Genomic DNA, 16,619 nt, shown 5'->3' with positions numbered 1-16,619 from the left:
TCCTGACAGTTGGAAAGACTTCACTGTATGATGGGCGGATTGTCTTGTCTGCGCTGTTTATGTCATTCGATACGTCAAATCCGCCAAATATGTCTGCCGCGCTGCTGCGCGCCATGCGCATTGTCCAGCCGCAAGAGCGGGTGACGGGGGCGCACCGCCATGCCAGCGGCCAGCTGTTCGGCGCCATGCGGGGCTTGCTCTCCGTTACGGCCGACAGCGGCCAGTGGGTGGTGCCGGCCAGCCACTGCGTGTGGATGCCGCCCCATCACGTCCATGCGCTGCGTTCGCATGGCCCGTTTGCGGGCTGGAGCGTGTATGTGGAGGAGGCCAGCTGCGCCGGCTTGCCCGCCGCGCCGTGCGTGATGCGCGTCTCGGGCTTGCTGCGCGAGGCGGTGGGCCGCGCCAGCACCTGGGACGAGGGCGCACCGGACGCGCGGCAAGCCCGCGTGGCGGGCGTGATCCTCGACGAGATCGCCGCCGCGCCGCACGAATCCTTCGGCTTGCCCCTGCCCACGGACCCGCGCCTGCTGCGCGTGGCGCGCGCCGTGCTCGACGACCTGGCCGACGAACGGGGCGTGGAAGCGCTGGCCGCCTGGGCCGGCGTCTCGCCGCGCACCCTGGCGCGCCGTTTTACCATCGAAACGGGCTTTACGCCGTCCGCCTGGCGCCAGCGCGCCCGCATCCTGCGCGCCCTGGAACGATTGGCCGCCGGCCAGCCCGTCACGACGATTGCGCTGGACCTGGGCTACGACAACGTCAGCGCCTTCATCGCCATGTTCAAGAGGGTGATGGGGGTGACGCCGGGCAGGTATGGGGAAGAATAGCTGGCGCGCAAAACAAAAAAGCCAACCGCGAACGGTTGGCTTCTCTGAGTATTTGGTAGGCCGTGCGGGATTCGAACCTGCGACCAACGGATTAAAAGTCCGCTGCTCTACCAGCTGAGCTAACGACCCAAAAACTTTTACAACTGCACTGCGGTAACGCTTTGCCGTATCAACATGCTTGCCATGATGACGGCTGAATCTTGGTAGGCCGTGCGGGATTCGAACCTGCGACCAACGGATTAAAAGTCCGCTGCTCTACCAGCTGAGCTAACGACCCAAGGGCGGCTATTATGACGGCCAACGGCGGTTTTGGGAAGGGCGGGGAGGAAAAAAGCCTTGCGTGGCCCTCATGCACGGTCTAGTATAGGTAGATAGCCTACCTATTTATATATTCCCATGCCCACTACCGAAGACCTTCCCATCCCCGAGCGCGCGCTGGCGCTGTCCGATGACTTGCGCCTGGCGTTCAAGCGCCTGCTGCGCTCCATGCAGCGCGAAGGGGGCGAGCTGGAGGGCGGCGTATCGATGATGCAATACATGCTGCTGGCGCTGATTCACGAGCAGCCCGGCATCGGCGTGGCCGCGCTGGCGCGGCTGCAGAACGTGCGCGGACCGACCGTCAGCGCCCAGGTCAAGTCGCTCGAAGAGGCGGGGCTGGTCGGGCGCAGCGCGCCCGATCCGCAGGACCGCCGGCGCTCGGGCCTGCAGGTGTCCGCGCAAGGCCTGGCCATCCTCGACACCTTGCGCGCGCGGCGCCGCGATGCGCTGGCGCGGCGCATCGCCCGCCTGACGCCGCAGCAGGTCGATGCGCTGGAAGCGGCCATGCAGCCGCTGCTTGAGATCGGCCAGGCATGAGCGACCACGATCACGCCGCAGGCGCAGACAAAAACGCCGCGAAATCCGTCACCGGGCGCGAAGTGCGCGCCATCTATCTGGGCCTGATGGCCGTGCTGGGCCTCGGTGCGCTGGACCAGAGCATCGTCGCCACGGCCTTGCCGCGCATCGTCGACGACCTGGGCGGCATGGCGCACCTGTCGTGGGTGGTGACGGCCTACGTGCTGGCGTCGACGGCCACCATGCCCCTGTATGGCAAGCTGGCCGACCAGTATGGCCGCCGCCCGATGATCTTTACGGCGCTGCTGACCTTTTTGCTTGGTTCCGTGCTGTGCGGGCTGGCGCAGAACATGACGGAACTGATCGTCTTCCGCGCCATCCAGGGCCTCGGTGCGGGCGGCTTCATGCCGCTGGCGCAGATCATCATCGGCGACATCGTGCCGCCGGCCGAGCGGGGCAAGCGGCAGGGCATGGTGCCCATCGTGTATGCCATCACCAGCGTGCTGGGGCCCGTGCTGGGCGGCGTGATCACGGATGCCCTGTCGTGGCACTGGATTTTCTATGTCAACCTGCCCGTGGGCGCGGCCGCCTTCGTCATCATCGCGCGCGCCATGCGCAAGCCGGCGCGCACGCATGCGCACAAGATCGACTACCTGGGGTCTGCGCTGCTGACGGGCGCCGTCACGGCAGCCCTGCTGGTGCTGGCGCTGGGCGGCACGGAGTGGCCGTGGGATGCGCTGGCCATCAAGGTGTGCGGCGGCGTCGCCGTGCTGCTGGGCGCCTGGCTAGCCTTCCACGTGGGCCGGGTGGACGAACCCGTGCTGCCGCCCGAGCTGTTCGAGAACCGCACCTTCAATATCGCCAGCCTGGTGATGGCCATGACCTTCATGGGCCTGATGGGCGCCAGCGTCTTCTTCCCCCTGTTCTTCCAGCTGGTGATGGGCACCACTCCGGCAGAGTCCGGCGTGATGACGGTGGCGATGATGGTGGGGCTGGTGGCGTCGTCGATGTTCAACGGCCGCGTGCTGTCGCGCTCGGGCAAGTACAAGATGGTGCAGGTGGCGGGATTGGCGGTGGCGCTGCTGGCGTTTGCCGTGCTGGCCTGGGCCATGGAAACGTCGCGCGGCTACTGGATCATCGAGCCGGCCATCTTCCTGCTCGGCACGGGATTAGGATTGGTGATGCCGAACATGACGATCGCCGTGCAAAATGCCTTGCCCCTGGCGCGCCGGGGCGTGGGCACGGCCATGCTGGCCTTTTTCCGTTCGCTGGGCGGCTTGCTCGGCGTGACGGCGTCCGGCGCCATCCTGGCGCACCAGCTGCACCAACATGGCGTGGAAGCCGTGTCGGCGCTCGGCGCGCATGCGGCGGCGCAGACGGTGGAGGTGTACCGCCATGCCATCGCCAGCGTGTTTGGCGCCGGCGCCGTGCTGCTGCTGGTGGCGCTGGTTTTCCTGCTGTTCCTGCCGGAACTGCCCCTGGAGGGGCATCCGGCAACGGTGAAGGACGATCAGTAGCGTTCCAGCCAGTGCGCGTACGGCGCCGGCAGGGTCCACGAGGCGCGCTCCACGCCGAGTTCCTTGGCGGCAAAGTATGCCCAGTGCGGATTGGCCAGGTGCGCCTTGCCCACCATCACCACGTCCAGCTGCTCTTCCTTGACGACGCGCTCGGCGATGGCCGGCGTGCCGAAGCCCCAGGCGGACGAGACGGGCACGCCCGCTTCGCGGCGCACGCGCTCGGCGATCGGCCCCATGAAGGCGGGACCCCACGGGATAGCCACGTCGGGAATGGTAAAGCCCATGCTGACGCTGAGCATATCCATGCCCGCATCCTTGAACTGGCGCACGAGGCCGATCGATTCGAGCAGGGTTTGCTCGTCGCGGCCGTCGAATTCCAGCACGCCGAAGCGGATGGTCAGCGGCAGGTGCTCGGGCCATACTTCACGCACGGCTTTCAATGTTTCCAGCAGGAAGCGGCTGCGGTTTTCCACGCTGCCGCCATAGATATCGTCGCGCTGGTTCGAATGGGCGGAAAAGAAGCTTTGCGCCAGGTAGCCGTGGGCGAAGTGCAGTTCCAGCCACTCGAAGCCCACTTCGCGGGCGCGAACGGCCGCGTCGACGAAGTTCTGTTTCACGCGGGCGATATCGTCGAGGTCCATGGCGCGCGGCACTTTCGGCAGGCCGCCGCCGAAGGCGATGGCGGACGGGGCGATGGTTTGCCAGCCGCGCGCGTCGCCTTCAGGAATGTGGTCGTCGCCTTCCCATGGGCGGTTGGCGCTGGCCTTGCGGCCCGCGTGGGCAATCTGGATGCCGGGCACGGAGCCGGCCGCCTTGATGGCTTTCACGACGGGCACGAACGCTTGCGCCAGATCATCGTTCCAGATGCCCGTGCAGCCGGGCGTGATGCGGCCTTCGGGCGCCACGGCCGTCGCTTCGACGATCACCAGCCCCGCGCCGCCACGGGCCATGCCCGCGTAATGCGACAGATGCCAGTCGTTGGCCTGGCCATCGACGGCCATGTATTGGCACATGGGCGGCACGGCGATGCGGTTGCGCAGGGTGATATTTTTGAGGGTGTAGGGCTGGAAGAGGGCGGACATGGTGGCCTTTATGTTTGTTGGTAGGAGAGTGGGGAGATGCTGATTCGGTAGTTCGTAAATATTCGAATAATGGAATTAGTATAGCGCATGCTGTATGATTGTGCTCATGCGTCCACACAAACATCCCGCCGCCAGCGAATTCGTGCTTGAAAGAGTGCTGTATGCCTTGAGCGATTCCATACGCCTCGACATCGTGCGCCACCTGGCCAGGGTGGAGGCGGCCGCTTGCGGCGACCTCGACGGCGGGCGGCCGAAGTCGACCGTCTCCCACCATTTCAAGGTCTTGCGCGAAGCGGGCCTCGTCCATACGGAAAACGCGGGCACGACGCACATGAACACCCTGCGCCGCGCCGATATCGAGAGCCGCTTCCCCGGCTTGCTCGGCGCCATCCTGGCGCAGCAGCCATTGGCGCCCGGGCAGCCGGAGGCGAAAAAGCCGGCAGCTTAGCCGCCTGCCGTGCCCCGTCATTTGCCAGGCTCGGCTATCATGTCGGCCTTTCGGTAAATCCCCGGCCGCGCGCCCGTTGTGCGACGGGCCGGCGATACTACCTGGCACGGCAAGGGATGGGAATGACGGCAGCAGCAGTGGTATCACAGGCGGACCTGGCACATCGTCCGCAGTTTGGCTGGATCAATGGTTTGAAGGCGGGCGCGGCGCAGTTGATCGTGTTGCATCACCTGGCGTTTTACGGCCCCATGTCCGATTACGTGCAGCCGCTGTGGCCCGCGTTGCTGGACTGGCTGGGCGGCAGCGCCCGCATCGCCGTGCAAGTATTTCTCGTCATCGGCGGCTTCCTGGCCGCCAAGTCGCTGTCGCCGGCCGGCCAGCCCGGCATTGCCGCTCCGCTGCGGGCGATCTGGCGCCGCTATGCCAAGCTGGCGCCGCCTTTCCTGGCGGCCACCCTGCTCGCCGCCGTCATTACGCCTGTGGCCGGCATCTGGATGCAGCACGATTCCATGTCGGCCGCCGTCACCCTGGGCCAGCTGAGCGCCCATGCCTTGCTGCTGCACGGCGTGCTCGGCTATGAATCGCTGTCGGCTGGCGCCTGGTACGTGGCCATCGATTTCCAGCTGTACCTGCTGACGGTGTCGCTGCTGTGGCTGGGCGGCCGCCTGGCGGGCCGGCGGCGCCGGAACTGGCTGATGCCGCTGGCCGTCGCCGTGGGCATCACCTTTTCCCTGCTGTATTTCAATCTCGACGCGGGCTGGGATAACTGGGCGCCGTACTTCTTCGGCAGCTATGGCCTTGGCATGCTGGCCTGGTGGGCCGGCGACCCGGCCCGCAAACCGGGCGCCATGGCCGCGCTCATGGCCATGGCCGCCGTGCCCGTGCTGCTGGGGTTGCCCATCGACTACCGCAGCCGTATCGCCCTGGCCCTGATCGTCGCCTGCGCCCTGTTCCTGTTCGGCCGCGCCCGCACGCCAGCGCAGGGCGGCGCGTGGAACATCGTCAACACCCTGGGGCGCATCTCATATGCCGTCTTCCTCGTCCACTTTCCCGTCAGCCTGCTGGTGAATGCCTTGTTTATTACTTATGTGCCGCTGGAACCCGAGTGGCAGGCGCTGGGCATGCTGACGGCCTGGGGCGCCAGCCTGGCGTCCGGGGCCGCGTTTTACCGCTGGGTGGAGGTGCCGCTGGGACGGGCGATGCAGGCGTGGGTGGGGAGGGCCGACATGCGGACCGTTTCGGCCTGAATCCCGCCATGGGTGGCGGTAGTTGCTATGCGGAAATGTCAATCTCTGTTAGTCTTGCTTGTTCGAAATATAACGATAGCAAGGAGACGCATGCGTTCCACCATCACTTTCATGAAGGTAACGGCAGTCGTGCTGGCGACCACCTTGGGCCTGAGCGCCTGTTCCTGGACGCGCCTGACAAAAGAGGCGCACCTGAAGCAGGTGGGCCAGTTCAATATCATGGGCATCGACAAGGGTGAGGCGATCAAGCGGATCAGCGATGCGGGATTTACTTGCACGGAGGGTGAGTATTTCCGCAAGGGGGAGGTGCTTATCATCACTGGCTACGTAAAGGGCAGCGGGAAGGAGCCCGTCGTCGTGGAGAGGGTGAGTTGCAACAAGCGAAATCTGGAACTGATGTGTCCGCAGCGCCGCTTTATTGATTTTGAATACGCAAAAGCCGACAATAAAGTGGTGTACATGCGCCCATGGATCATGGAGCAGAGCTGTTTCTAGGCAGGGCTGAAACGGCGGTGCAAAACAAAAAAGCCAACCGCGAACGGTTGGCTTCTTCATAGTATTTGGTAGGCCGTGCGGGATTCGAACCTGCGACCAACGGATTAAAAGTCCGCTGCTCTACCAGCTGAGCTAACGACCCAAAAACTTTTTACAACAACTTCGGTAACACTGTGCCGTAAAAAAATGCTTGCTATAACAACTCGCAAGCAGATCAGTACTGCGTATTCGTGGTAGGCCGTGCGGGATTCGAACCTGCGACCAACGGATTAAAAGTCCGCTGCTCTACCAGCTGAGCTAACGACCCGAAGAAGAAAGATTATAGGGGGTGCCCGGGATTCTGTCAAACCTAACGGGCAACTTTTTCCCCGGTTTTACTTTTTACCGGCCCGTTCCTTGGCCGTCTGGGCGGCGCTGGACTCCGGATAGCGCGAGATCAGCGCGTTGTAAGTCTTGGTGGCGTTGGCCTTGTCTTTCAGCTCCGTGTAGCAGCTGGCGATGTTGAGCATGGCGTCGGCCGCCTTCGGGCTGTCCGGGTAGTTCTTCACGACGGCTTGCTGGGCGCTGATGGCGCTCTTGCAGTCGCGCTGGGCGTAATAGGCGTTGCCCAGCCAGTATTGCGCATTGGCCGCGTAGGCCGATTCCGGGTAGCGCTTGACGAAGCCGTCTAGTGCCGAGACGGCGCCCTTGTAGTCGCCCGACTTGAACAGGCCGAAGGCGGCTTCATACGCGCTTTGCTCGGACACGCCCACGGCCGCTTCCTGGCCGTCGATGTTGACTTGCCGTGGTTCGAGCTTGCGCAGGCGCGCGTCGAGGTCGGCGTAGAAATCCTTCTGGCGCTTTTGCGCGTTGGCCAGGTCGTTGCCCAGCACTTCGATCTGGCCGCGCAGGCGGGCGATCTCCTGCATGGTCTGGTCGTGCTGGTTGATCAGGCTCAAGGTGCTGGTCTTGTCCGCCTTGGTATCGATGCGGCTGTTCACGTCGCGCGCCAGTGCGTCGACCTTCGAGCGCAGTTCCAGGATGGCCTTGCGGGCTTCGTCGTCGTCGAACAGGGCTGCGTTGGCGTGCAGGGGCAGGTAGGCAAATGCGGCCATCAGGGCGGCGGCGACGCCGGCTTTCGAGAATGTCATCATGAGTCGGGCTTTCAAAGGTTACGCAAGCATGCAAACGGGGCGCCGGGCGGTGAATCACCGCGCTGCGCCCCATTATTATGCCTATGACTGGCCAGTTAGGTAAGCGTCAATGCTGCCGCGCTCACCTGTATACATCAATAAACGATGTCAGCGCGGCGGTTTTCTGCCCATGCTGCTTCGTTGCTGCCTTGTGCCTTAGGCTTTTCTTTGCCCAGCGACACGGCTTCCATCTGGCCTTCCGGCACGCCCAGGGCGGCCATCGACTTGCGCACGGCTTCAGCACGTTTCTGGCCCAGGGCCAGGTTGTACTCGGCGCCGCCGCGTTCATCGGTGTTACCTTGGATCAGGATCTTGCGCGATGGGGTTTTTACCAGGTAAGCAGCGTGGTTTTGCACGACTGGGGTGTCCGCTTCGCGCACGACGTATTTGTCGAAGTCGAAGTAGATGCTGCGGTTAGCCAGCACGCCTTTTGGATCGTCCAGTGGATCGACCGATGCGGTCGTTACTGGCTGAACTTGACGGGTGTCAACTGGTGCTGCGACTTTTTCAGGAGCGCGCTCGACGACTGGGGTTTCTGCCAGTTTCACAGGGGTGCTGCAAGCCGACAACAGGGCGGCGGTAGCGGCGATGAAAGCCAAACTTTTAAAGTTACTCATTTTTATTCTCCGGGTCATGGTTAAGGTAAAACGTACTGCATTACTTCATGAAAGGACCCCAGGTGGGCTCCTTGATATTGCCAGCTTGCGTAGTCAAACGCTGTTTGACGCGGCCATCCACCGATACCACTGCCAGCGACTTGCGTCGTCCGGATTCGGTCGCGTACATGATATATTTCCCGTTGGGCGAAAAGCTCGGTGATTCGTCGTTGGCGGTGTCCGACAGGCGCAGTTCCTGGCCACTAGCCAGGTCGAGCGCGTAGAGCTGGAAATTGCCGTCGCGACGGGAAATATAAGCGAGTGTCTTCCCGTCGGACGAAATCCGCGGGCTGATGTTGTAGGAGCCGCCAAACGTCACGCGCTTGGCTTCGCCGCCGCTGACCGACATGCGGTAGATTTGTGGTCCGCCGCTGCGATCGCTGGTGAAGTAAATGCTTTGGCCATCGGCCGAGAATTGGGGTTCCGTATCGATGCCGCTGCTGCTGCTGACGCGGCGCAAGCCGCTGCCGTCGGCATTGACGGTGTAGACCTGGGTATGGCCGTCGCGCGACAGGGCCACGGCCAGGCGCGAGCCGTCCGGGCTCCAGCTTGGCGCCGAGTTGCTGCCTTTTTCATTCGATACGATGGTGCGCTGGCGCGTCACCAGGTTTTGCACGTAGACGATGGGCTTTTTCTTTTCAAACGATACATACGCCACCTTGGTGCCGTCCGGCGACCACGACGGCGAAATGATCGGCTCGTTCGAACGCAGGGCGACCTGGATGCCTTCGCCGTCGGCGTCGGCGATTTCCAGGCGGTATTCGCGGCCCGATTGCGTGACGTAGGCGATGCGCGTGGCGAACGCGCCTTTGACGCCCGTCAACTTTTCATAGATGTCGTCGGCGATTTTATGCGCGAGCAGGCGGTTGAACTGCGGCGCGGCCGCATTGTTCATGCTGGAGATCTGCGCGCCCTTGATGGTGTCGAACAGCTTGTAGCGCACGTCCAGGCGGCCATCGGCCATGCTTTGCACGGTGCCGGCCGCCAGCGCGTCGGCGCCGCGCGACTTCCACTGCTCGTAGCCGACGGGCGCCGTTTCCGACACGGGCGCATCGGCGTCGATCAGCTTGAACACGCCGCTGCGCGCCAGGTCGGCCTTGATAATGCCCGACAGCGATTGCGGCGCCGCCGATTCATTGACAAAGCTGGCGACGGCCACCGGGATCTGATTGCTGCCTATCCCTGTAATTTCCACGCGCAATTGCGCCTGGGCGCCGGCCGCGCCCAGCATCAGGCCGGCGCAGAGCACGACGTAGCTCATTTTTTTCATGGTCATCATTTAGGCAAATCCTTCATCTCGAATATGAGTTCAATCTCGCGCTCCACGGTGCCGTCTTTTTTCTTCGGCAGTGGCGACGATTTATTAATGGCGTTTTCCACCGAGCTGTCATACGCCGGCAGGCCGCTACTTTTTATCTTTCGGACCGAAATAATTTCCCCAGTTGGCAGTTGCTCGATCTTGAACACGGCGCGCGGGTTGCCCGGCACGTCCGTGCTACCGCTGTACGCGATATTGCTCTTGATCTTGCTCGTCAGGGCAGCGACATAGCCGCTGTCCTTGCGCGGCGCGGTCGCTTTCGCGGCCGTGCCCGTTGTGCCGGCGCCCGCCGCACCCGTGATGCGGCTCATTTCCGCGGCGCGCGCCTTGTCGGCTGCTTTTTTCTCTTCCGCCGCTTTTTTCGCCTTGGCCGCTTTTTCCGCCGCGGCTTTTTTCTCGGCCAATTCTTTCTCGGCTTTCTCTTCCGCCGCTTTCTCTTTGGCCTGCTTGGCTTTTTCCAGCTTGTCGGCCTTTTCTGCCTTTTCTTTCTCCAGCTTGTCAGCCTTGTCTTTTTCTTTCTGCTTCTGTTTTTCCAGCTCGCGCTTTTCTTCCTCGCGTTCCTTCTGTTCCTGCTTGCGGCGTTCTTGCTCTGCCGCTTTTTCTTTTTCTTCCTTCAGCTTGGCCTTCTTGCGCTCGAGGGCGATTTCCGCCTCGCGCAGGTCGACCTTCGGCTCGGGCGCGGCCACGGGCGGCGGTGGCGGCGGGGCCGGCTGTTCCACTTGCGGTTCCGGCGCCGGTGTCGGCTCCGGTTCCGTCGCCACCTCGGGCGGCGGCGCGGCCGTCTGCACTTTCAGGTCCCACACTTCCGCTTCGACGGCGACAGGTTCCGTACTTTGCCAGTGTACGCCCACCCACAGGAAAAACAGCAGGCCAAGGTGCATCGCCAGCGCCAGGCCCAGCGAGGGCCAGCGGCTGCGTTCGCGCGGCACGCTGTAGGGCTTGCCGAGTACATGGTCGATTGGTTTGGTCTGCAAAGTCTAGTCTATCTAAAAACGGTCAAGTCTGGAAACAGGGTGCTGCGCTTACTTGGTGGCCAGGCCGACTCTGGTAATGCCCATCTTTTTCGCTTCCGAAATGAGCTGGATCACGTCGTCGTACTTGCTTTCCTTGTCGCCCGCGATCATCACGGGATAGTCGGGATTGCTTTCGTGCAAGCCGCGCAGCTTGCGCAGCAGGGCGTCGCGGTTCGGTTCCGTTTCCGGCGCCAGCTGTTCCTTGCCGATCACGCCGATCGACAGCGAACCATTCGGTTTGAGCACGATCTGGATATAGTCATCGGGCGGTTTCGCCGACCTTTCCGCGTTGGGCAGGTTCACCACGCTGGGATTGTTCGACGACGGCATCACCATGAAAATGATCAGCAGCACCAGCATCACGTCGATATACGGCACGACGTTGATCTCGGACTTGAACTTGCGGCCGCGGCCGCCGCGCATGCCGCCGCTATTGAAGGAGGAACCCATGGACCTTGCCCCCTCTTAGCGCGACTGGCGCTGCAGGATGTTGGAGAATTCCTCGACGAAGCTCTCGAAGCGGATCGCCAGGCGGTCGATGTCGTGCGAAAAACGGTTGTAGGCGACGACGGCGGGAATGGCCGCGAACAGGCCGATGGCCGTGGCGATCAGTGCTTCGGCAATGCCGGGCGCGACGGCGGCCAGGGTGGCTTGCTGCACGTTGGCCAGGCCGCGGAAGGCGTTCATGATGCCCCAGACGGTGCCGAGCAGGCCGATGTAGGGCGAGACGGAGCCGACGGAGGCGAGGAAGGCCAGGTGCGATTCGAGCGCGTCCATTTCACGCTGGAAGGCGGCGCGCATGGCGCGGCGGGCGCCGTCGAGCACGGCGCCGACGTCCAGCGCTTCGCGCGAGCCGTACGATGCCTTGCCCTTGATGAATTCGCCCATGCCGGCATCAAAAATGCGGGCCAGCGCGCCGCTCTGGTCGCGGTTGCCGCTGGCGTTCTGGTGCAGCGCATGCAGGTTGCCGCCGGCCCAGAAGCTGCGTTCGAATTCGATGGTCTGCTTGCGCGCCTGGCGCACGGCAAACATCTTGCGGAAAATATAGGTCCAGCTGGTCAGGGAAATCAGCAGCAGCAGGGCCATGATCAGTTGCACGATCAAATGGGCATTGGTGATGAGCGCGAGGAAAGAAAGATCTTGTGTAACGTTCATTGGCTGGCAGTCTGTTGTGTGAATTATCCGGGGTGGCGGGCGGGGCTCAGGCGGCGCGCATGCGGGCCGCTACCGCATCGGGCACGGCGCGCGGGCGCAGTGCCGAATCGACGCAGCCGATCTTGACGCGTGCCGTGTTGAGCAGGACGTCGCCGCACCAGGCTTGTTGCAGGAAAACGATGGAGGCGCGCCCCATTTTCTCTATGCTTAATGTCAATCTTACCGTGTCATCGAGCCTGGCGGGCGCATGATAGTCGGCGTTGACGCTTTTGACAACGAACATCGCGTCGTGTTGTTGCAGCAATTCCTGCTGGCCCACATCGATGGCGCGCAGCCATTCGGTGCGCGCGCGTTCGAAGAATTTCAGGTAGTTTGCGTAGTAGACGATGCCGCCGGCGTCGGTGTCTTCATAGTAGACACGTACGTTCCAGGTAAAGACTGAAGGCATGTTTATTGCGCCAGTAGTGAGATTGAGCAACATTTTACGCGATTTTTCTTGTTGTGACTGTGGGCGCTTGCTGGAAAGCCATGCAAAAGCTGCATATAAGTTGCACCGCAGCATTGTAAATCCGGGGGGCGCAATGGCAAGCTTCGTAACATACGCTTACATGCCGCCGCCAGGTTTAAGGCCAGCTTAAGGGCCGCAGCCATGCCCCGCGGCGGCCTGCGGCCATGCCTCGGCTGCGGCGGCGCGCGGCGGCGCGCGGCGATTATAGCCGCACGGTTGCATTCCTTGCTCAATTTGGGCACTTAACTTACAATTTGATTTCCATTACGTCTCACGTGACTGGCGAAAAGTCGGGGCGATCTCCACCATGTGGCGGTCGGCCAAGCGGCGAAAGGTGGACACCCACCGGGAAACGTGAGATTTCATCAGCCGTTCGCCTGGGCAGCCCCTATGGAAATGCACGAAGAGGCTGCCTGTCCAGTGTTGTTATTCAATTAACGCCGGCTCCCCTCATTCGATCCAACCTGCCAGTACAAGAACCCTCATACTTGGAGTTTTTACATGTTTGCAAAAGATCACAACCTCGCCAACGTCGATCCTGAATTGTTCGCCGTCATTCAAAAAGAAAACGTGCGCCAGCACGATCACATCGAGTTGATCGCGTCGGAAAACTACACGTCGCCAGCCGTAATGGAAGCGCAAGGCTCGCAGCTGACCAACAAGTATGCCGAAGGCTATCCAGGCAAGCGCTACTACGGCGGCTGCGAATACGTCGACGTGGCCGAGCAGCTGGCCATCGACCGCGTCAAGCAGCTGTTCGGCGCCGAATGCGCGAACGTGCAGCCGAATTCCGGCTCGCAGGCGAACCAGGGCGTGTTCTTTGCCATGCTGAAACCGGGCGACCTGATCATGGGCATGTCGCTGGCCGAAGGCGGCCACCTGACCCACGGCATGCCGCTGAACATGTCCGGCAAATGGTTCGACGTCGTCTCCTACGGCCTGACGGCGGAAGAAGACATCGACTACGAGGCGATGGAACGCCTGGCCCGCGAGCGCAAGCCGAAGCTGATCATCGCCGGCGCGTCGGCCTTCTCGAAAAAGATCGACTTCGAGCGTTTCAGCAAGATCGCCAAGGAAGTGGGCGCCTACTTCATGGTCGACATGGCCCACTACGCCGGCCTGATCGCCGCCGGCCTGTACCCGAACCCAGTGCCGTTCGCCGACTTCGTCACCTCGACCACGCATAAATCGTTGCGCGGCCCGCGCGGCGGCATCATCCTGATGAAGGCCGAGCACGAAAAAGCCATCAACTCGGCCATCTTCCCCGGCATCCAGGGCGGCCCGCTGATGCACGTGATCGCCGGCAAGGCCGTTGCCTTCAAGGAAGCGCTGAGCCCTGAATTCGTCGAATACCAGAAGCAAGTGATCAAGAACGCCGACGTGCTGGCGAAAACCCTGATCAAGCGCGGCCTGCGCATCGTTTCCGGCGGCACCGAATCGCACGTCATGCTGGTCGACCTGCGCGCCAAGAACCTGACGGGCAAGGAAGCCGAAGCCATCCTCGGTTCCGCGCACATCACCTGCAACAAGAACGGCATCCCGAACGACCCGCAAAAACCTTTCGTTACCTCGGGCATCCGCCTGGGCAGCCCGGCGATGACGACGCGCGGTTTCAAGGAAGCGCAAGCGGAAGAAGTGGGCAACCTGATCGCCGACGTGCTGGACAATCCACATGACGCCGCCACCATCGAGCGCGTGAAAGCGGCCGTGAAAGTGCTGGCCGACGCGCATCCGGTCTACGCAGCTTAAGGGCCTGTTCCGGTAAAGGAATACAGCCGCAGCAGACAGGCCCTCGGAAGCGGGTACTGCGTTGCTCGTCGTAGCATGGCTCGCCATGCGTCCGCCTCGCGACCGATGAGCAATCTGCTGCAGACGCTCCTTACCGGAATCGTCTCTAATTATTTGTCCAGAATGTGTCATACGGAGTAAGATTCTGTCTGACACATTCCAGTCGTGCCCAAGGGCGCCCGGAGTGATTCGGGCGCCTTTTCATTTAAGGGCGGTGATTTCCCGTAATTATTACTATAAAGTTGTAGCCAGCCCATGAAATGTCCATTTTGCCAGCATGGCGACACCCAGGTTCTCGATACGCGCGTATCGGAGGAAGGGGATGCCATACGGCGCCGCCGCCGCTGCGGCAAATGCGACAAGCGCTTCACCACCTACGAGCGCATTGAACTTATCATGCCGGCCGTCGTCAAAAAGAATGGCAGCCGGACGGAGTTCGCTGCGGATAAGTTGCGCGGCAGTTTGATGCTGGCCTTGCGCAAGCGTCCCGTCGCGGCCGCCTCGGTGGATACGGCCATCGCGTCCATCCAGGAAAAGCTGCTTACCAGCGGCTTGCGCGAAGTCGATTCCGGCTATATCGGCGAACTTGTCATGCAGGAACTCAAGCGCCTCGACAAGATCGCCTACATCCGTTTCGCTTCCGTCTACAAGAATTTCGAAGACCTGGCCGAGTTCCAGGATGCGATTGCCGAAGTGGGGCAGGCGCGCGGCAAGCCCTGACGCAGTGCCGGCATCCCTTGCGCCATCCCCGGCGCGCTGGCGCCATCGCATGGCGTGGACGGGGCCGGCGCAGCGTGCCGTCCCCACCATGCCAACGCTGGCCTGGCAAGCGGCCTGATCAATCCACACGCGTTTATGTCCCGGTTTCTAGCTGACTTTCTCCTTTTCGCCGCGACGTTTGCGCTGCCTCATGCCTGAATTCTGGCGCGCGCCTATCGTGGAGCTGGGCCGTGCGTCCGTGCGGCTCCAGTCCTGGTTTCATTCCGGCAGCAGGAGAAGCTCATGCACGGCGTCGCGCGCGGTTCCATGGATGGCAGCAGCCTCGTCGAGGTGCTGGTGGCGCTGCTGTTGTTGGCGCTGGGCCTGCTGGGTGCCAGCATTTTGCAGCTCAGTTCCCTGCGCGCGCGCCATGAATCGGCGCTGTTGTCGGCGGGCGTGCAGCTGGCCGCCGGCATGGCCGAACGCATGCGCGCGAACAGCCTGCTCATGCAAGGCCCCGATGCGGGCAATCCCTACCTGAACGTGGAGTATGCGGCGGCGGACGGCGCCGGGGCGGCAGGCGGCGCGCCCGACTGCTACGGCGCCTGCGGCGCGGCCGAACTGGCGCAATTCGATATCGCCGAGTGGAAACAGCAACTGCAATCGGCCTTGCCCGGCGCCCGCCTGCGCATCTGCCGCGACCTTGCCGCGTGGGACGCCGCCGCCGAGGGCTTGCATTGGGCGTGCAGCGGCGGCCAGGGCGCGCCCGTCGTCATCAAGCTGGGCTGGCGCGCCCGCCTGCCCGACGGCCAGCCCGCCGTGAACGGCGCAGGCGAGTCGCTGCCCAGGCTGGCGTTCCAGCTGGGCGGAGGCGGCGCATGAACGCCGTGTGCGTCCAGCGGCGCCGGCATCGCGGCATGGGCCTCGTCGAATTACTGGTGGCCCTGGCGCTGGGCGCCATGCTGATGCTGGCGGCCAGTGCCGTGCTGCTGGCCGCCAGCGGCAGCTATGGCGACCAGTCCGCCAGCGCGCGCCTGGACGACAACGGCCGCTATGCACTTGACACCATCGCCCGCGCCGTGCGCCAGACGGCATATGTCAACTGGGACAGCAGCGCCGCGCCCGTCGCCCATGCCGATTACGACAGCGCCAATCTCGCCGGACTCGACGCGCGCAGCCTGGGCAAGAACAGCGAAGGCATCAGCGAGGCCTTGCCCGACGCCCTGCACGGCAGCGACGTGCTGGCCCTGCGCTATTACGGCGCCGGCAAGGAAGAGGGCGGCGACGGTTCCGTGCTCAATTGCGCCGGTTTCGGCGTGGGCGCCGCGCAAACGCAGGCGCAGCGGGGCTGGAGCATTTTCTATGTGGCCCAGGGCGCCGATGGCGTAGGCGAGCTGCGCTGCAAGTACCGGGGCGCAAACGGCTGGGGCGCGGACGCCGTCATCCGCGGCGTCGACAGTTTCCAGGTGCTGTATGGCCTCGACACGGACACGCCGCCCGATGGCGTGGCGAACCGCTATGTCAACGCCGGCGCGCTCGACGCCTGCGATGCGGCGCTGCTGCTGGCGGGCGCGGATGCGGCTGCGCGCCAGCGCGATCTGCACCGGCGCACGCACTGGAAGCGCGTGGCCAGCGTGCGCGTGGCGCTGTTGCTGCATGGCGAGGCGGGCCAGGCGGACAAGATGACGGAACTGGGGCCGGCGCAGTTCGACCTGTTCGGCAAGGCGTATGCCGAGGCGCACGGCGCCGGCGACGCGGGCGTGCGCATCATGCGCGCATCGTTGCCCGCCGCAACGCGTTCCCGACCGCGGCAAGTGGTGCAGGCGAGCATCATGCTGCGCAACGGGCCGGTCTAGGCGGGCG

Annotated in this window: 18 protein-coding genes, 4 tRNA genes and 1 riboswitch; of the genes, 10 read left to right on the top strand and 12 right to left on the bottom strand. The window is 63.3% G+C overall.

The features are described 5' to 3' along the window. Window positions 1-89: 89 nt before the first annotated feature. Window positions 90-824, top strand: a complete 735-nt coding sequence (locus AC07VI_RS23615; protein WP_492993049.1) for an AraC family transcriptional regulator — start codon at window positions 90-92, stop codon at window positions 822-824. A gap of 53 nt (window positions 825-877) precedes the next feature. Here AC07VI_RS23615 and AC07VI_RS23610 read toward each other — a convergent pair. Both AC07VI_RS23610 and AC07VI_RS23605 read right to left on the bottom strand, forming a co-directional pair. Beyond that, window positions 878-953 (bottom strand) — tRNA-Lys (locus AC07VI_RS23610). Window positions 954-1,025: 72 nt separating this feature from the next. Then, window positions 1,026-1,101, bottom strand: a tRNA-Lys gene (locus AC07VI_RS23605). Window positions 1,102-1,220: 119 nt separating this feature from the next. Between AC07VI_RS23605 and AC07VI_RS23600 the strand changes: the two genes are divergently transcribed. Both AC07VI_RS23600 and AC07VI_RS23595 read left to right on the top strand, forming a co-directional pair. Next, window positions 1,221-1,679, top strand: coding sequence for a MarR family winged helix-turn-helix transcriptional regulator (locus AC07VI_RS23600; RefSeq protein ID WP_492993051.1), 459 nt, complete (start codon window positions 1,221-1,223; stop codon window positions 1,677-1,679). Further along, window positions 1,676-3,175 carry an MDR family MFS transporter gene (locus AC07VI_RS23595; RefSeq protein ID WP_492993053.1) on the top strand — a complete coding sequence of 500 codons (1,500 nt, stop codon included), beginning with the start codon at window positions 1,676-1,678 and terminating at the stop codon, window positions 3,173-3,175. The genes AC07VI_RS23600 and AC07VI_RS23595 overlap by 4 nt, the downstream gene beginning before the upstream one ends. On the opposite strand, the gene AC07VI_RS23590 is transcribed toward AC07VI_RS23595, so the two are convergent. Beyond that, window positions 3,169-4,257, bottom strand: a complete 1,089-nt coding sequence (locus tag AC07VI_RS23590; RefSeq protein WP_492993055.1) for an NADH:flavin oxidoreductase/NADH oxidase — start codon at window positions 4,255-4,257, stop codon at window positions 3,169-3,171. The genes AC07VI_RS23595 and AC07VI_RS23590 overlap by 7 nt on opposite strands. Window positions 4,258-4,363: 106 nt before the next feature. Between AC07VI_RS23590 and AC07VI_RS23585 the strand changes: the two genes are divergently transcribed. The 3 genes from AC07VI_RS23585 (at window position 4,364) to AC07VI_RS23575 (ending at window position 6,447) form a co-directional block, all read left to right on the top strand. Further along, complete coding sequence (locus tag AC07VI_RS23585; RefSeq protein ID WP_492993057.1) at window positions 4,364-4,705, top strand: ArsR/SmtB family transcription factor; 342 nt, start codon at window positions 4,364-4,366, stop codon at window positions 4,703-4,705. Between the two features lie 122 nt (window positions 4,706-4,827). Further along, window positions 4,828-5,952 (top strand): acyltransferase family protein, encoded by a 1,125-nt coding sequence (locus tag AC07VI_RS23580; RefSeq protein WP_492993059.1) that lies wholly within the window; start codon window positions 4,828-4,830, stop codon window positions 5,950-5,952. A 90-nt stretch (window positions 5,953-6,042) separates the two neighbouring features. Then, complete coding sequence (locus tag AC07VI_RS23575; RefSeq protein WP_086146075.1) at window positions 6,043-6,447, top strand: hypothetical protein; 405 nt, start codon at window positions 6,043-6,045, stop codon at window positions 6,445-6,447. 66 nt (window positions 6,448-6,513) lie between these two features. Here the strand turns inward: AC07VI_RS23575 and AC07VI_RS23570 are convergent. From AC07VI_RS23570 to ybgC, 9 genes are all read right to left on the bottom strand, one after another. Further along, window positions 6,514-6,589 (bottom strand) — tRNA-Lys (locus AC07VI_RS23570). Window positions 6,590-6,678: 89 nt separating this feature from the next. Then, a tRNA-Lys gene (locus tag AC07VI_RS23565) sits at window positions 6,679-6,754 on the bottom strand. A 67-nt stretch (window positions 6,755-6,821) separates the two neighbouring features. Next, on the bottom strand, window positions 6,822-7,580 hold the full coding sequence (ybgF, locus tag AC07VI_RS23560) for a tol-pal system protein YbgF (protein ID WP_086146074.1): 759 nt from the start codon (window positions 7,578-7,580) through the stop codon (window positions 6,822-6,824). Window positions 7,581-7,714: 134 nt separating this feature from the next. Next, a complete protein-coding gene (gene pal / locus AC07VI_RS23555; protein ID WP_086146073.1) occupies window positions 7,715-8,236 on the bottom strand; it encodes a peptidoglycan-associated lipoprotein Pal in 522 nt (173 codons plus the stop codon). Window positions 8,237-8,276: 40 nt separating this feature from the next. Further along, complete coding sequence (gene tolB, locus AC07VI_RS23550; protein ID WP_086146126.1) at window positions 8,277-9,545, bottom strand: Tol-Pal system beta propeller repeat protein TolB; 1,269 nt, start codon at window positions 9,543-9,545, stop codon at window positions 8,277-8,279. Between the two features lie 5 nt (window positions 9,546-9,550). After that, entirely contained in the window at window positions 9,551-10,567 is a 1,017-nt protein-coding gene (gene tolA, locus AC07VI_RS23545; protein ID WP_492993062.1) for a cell envelope integrity protein TolA, read from the bottom strand. A gap of 48 nt (window positions 10,568-10,615) precedes the next feature. Continuing rightward, a complete protein-coding gene (locus AC07VI_RS23540) occupies window positions 10,616-11,056 on the bottom strand; it encodes an ExbD/TolR family protein (protein WP_226936199.1) in 441 nt (146 codons plus the stop codon). 15 nt (window positions 11,057-11,071) lie between these two features. Beyond that, window positions 11,072-11,761, bottom strand: coding sequence for a protein TolQ (gene tolQ / locus AC07VI_RS23535; RefSeq protein WP_076570585.1), 690 nt, complete (start codon window positions 11,759-11,761; stop codon window positions 11,072-11,074). Window positions 11,762-11,807: 46 nt separating this feature from the next. Continuing rightward, window positions 11,808-12,209, bottom strand: a complete 402-nt coding sequence (ybgC, locus tag AC07VI_RS23530) for a tol-pal system-associated acyl-CoA thioesterase (protein ID WP_086146071.1) — start codon at window positions 12,207-12,209, stop codon at window positions 11,808-11,810. Window positions 12,210-12,534: 325 nt separating this feature from the next. Next, window positions 12,535-12,659: riboswitch (ZMP/ZTP riboswitch) on the top strand. 111 nt (window positions 12,660-12,770) lie between these two features. On the opposite strand from ybgC, the gene glyA reads away from it, so the two are divergent. The 4 genes from glyA to AC07VI_RS23510 all read left to right on the top strand — a co-directional run bounded on the left by glyA (window position 12,771) and on the right by AC07VI_RS23510 (window position 16,612). Continuing rightward, window positions 12,771-14,018 (top strand): serine hydroxymethyltransferase, encoded by a 1,248-nt coding sequence (glyA, locus tag AC07VI_RS23525; RefSeq protein WP_086146070.1) that lies wholly within the window; start codon window positions 12,771-12,773, stop codon window positions 14,016-14,018. A 294-nt stretch (window positions 14,019-14,312) separates the two neighbouring features. Continuing rightward, window positions 14,313-14,777, top strand: a complete 465-nt coding sequence (nrdR, locus tag AC07VI_RS23520) for a transcriptional regulator NrdR (RefSeq protein ID WP_086146069.1) — start codon at window positions 14,313-14,315, stop codon at window positions 14,775-14,777. A 282-nt stretch (window positions 14,778-15,059) separates the two neighbouring features. After that, window positions 15,060-15,638 (top strand): type IV pilus modification protein PilV, encoded by a 579-nt coding sequence (pilV, locus tag AC07VI_RS23515; RefSeq protein ID WP_086146068.1) that lies wholly within the window; start codon window positions 15,060-15,062, stop codon window positions 15,636-15,638. Continuing rightward, on the top strand, window positions 15,635-16,612 hold the full coding sequence (locus tag AC07VI_RS23510; protein WP_086146067.1) for a PilW family protein: 978 nt from the start codon (window positions 15,635-15,637) through the stop codon (window positions 16,610-16,612). Before pilV ends, AC07VI_RS23510 begins: the two co-directional genes overlap by 4 nt. Window positions 16,613-16,619 lie beyond the last annotated feature (7 nt).

The organism is Janthinobacterium sp. GW821-FHT03A03 (assembly GCF_059421435.1).
This window is presented reverse-complemented; position numbering and strand designations above follow the sequence as displayed.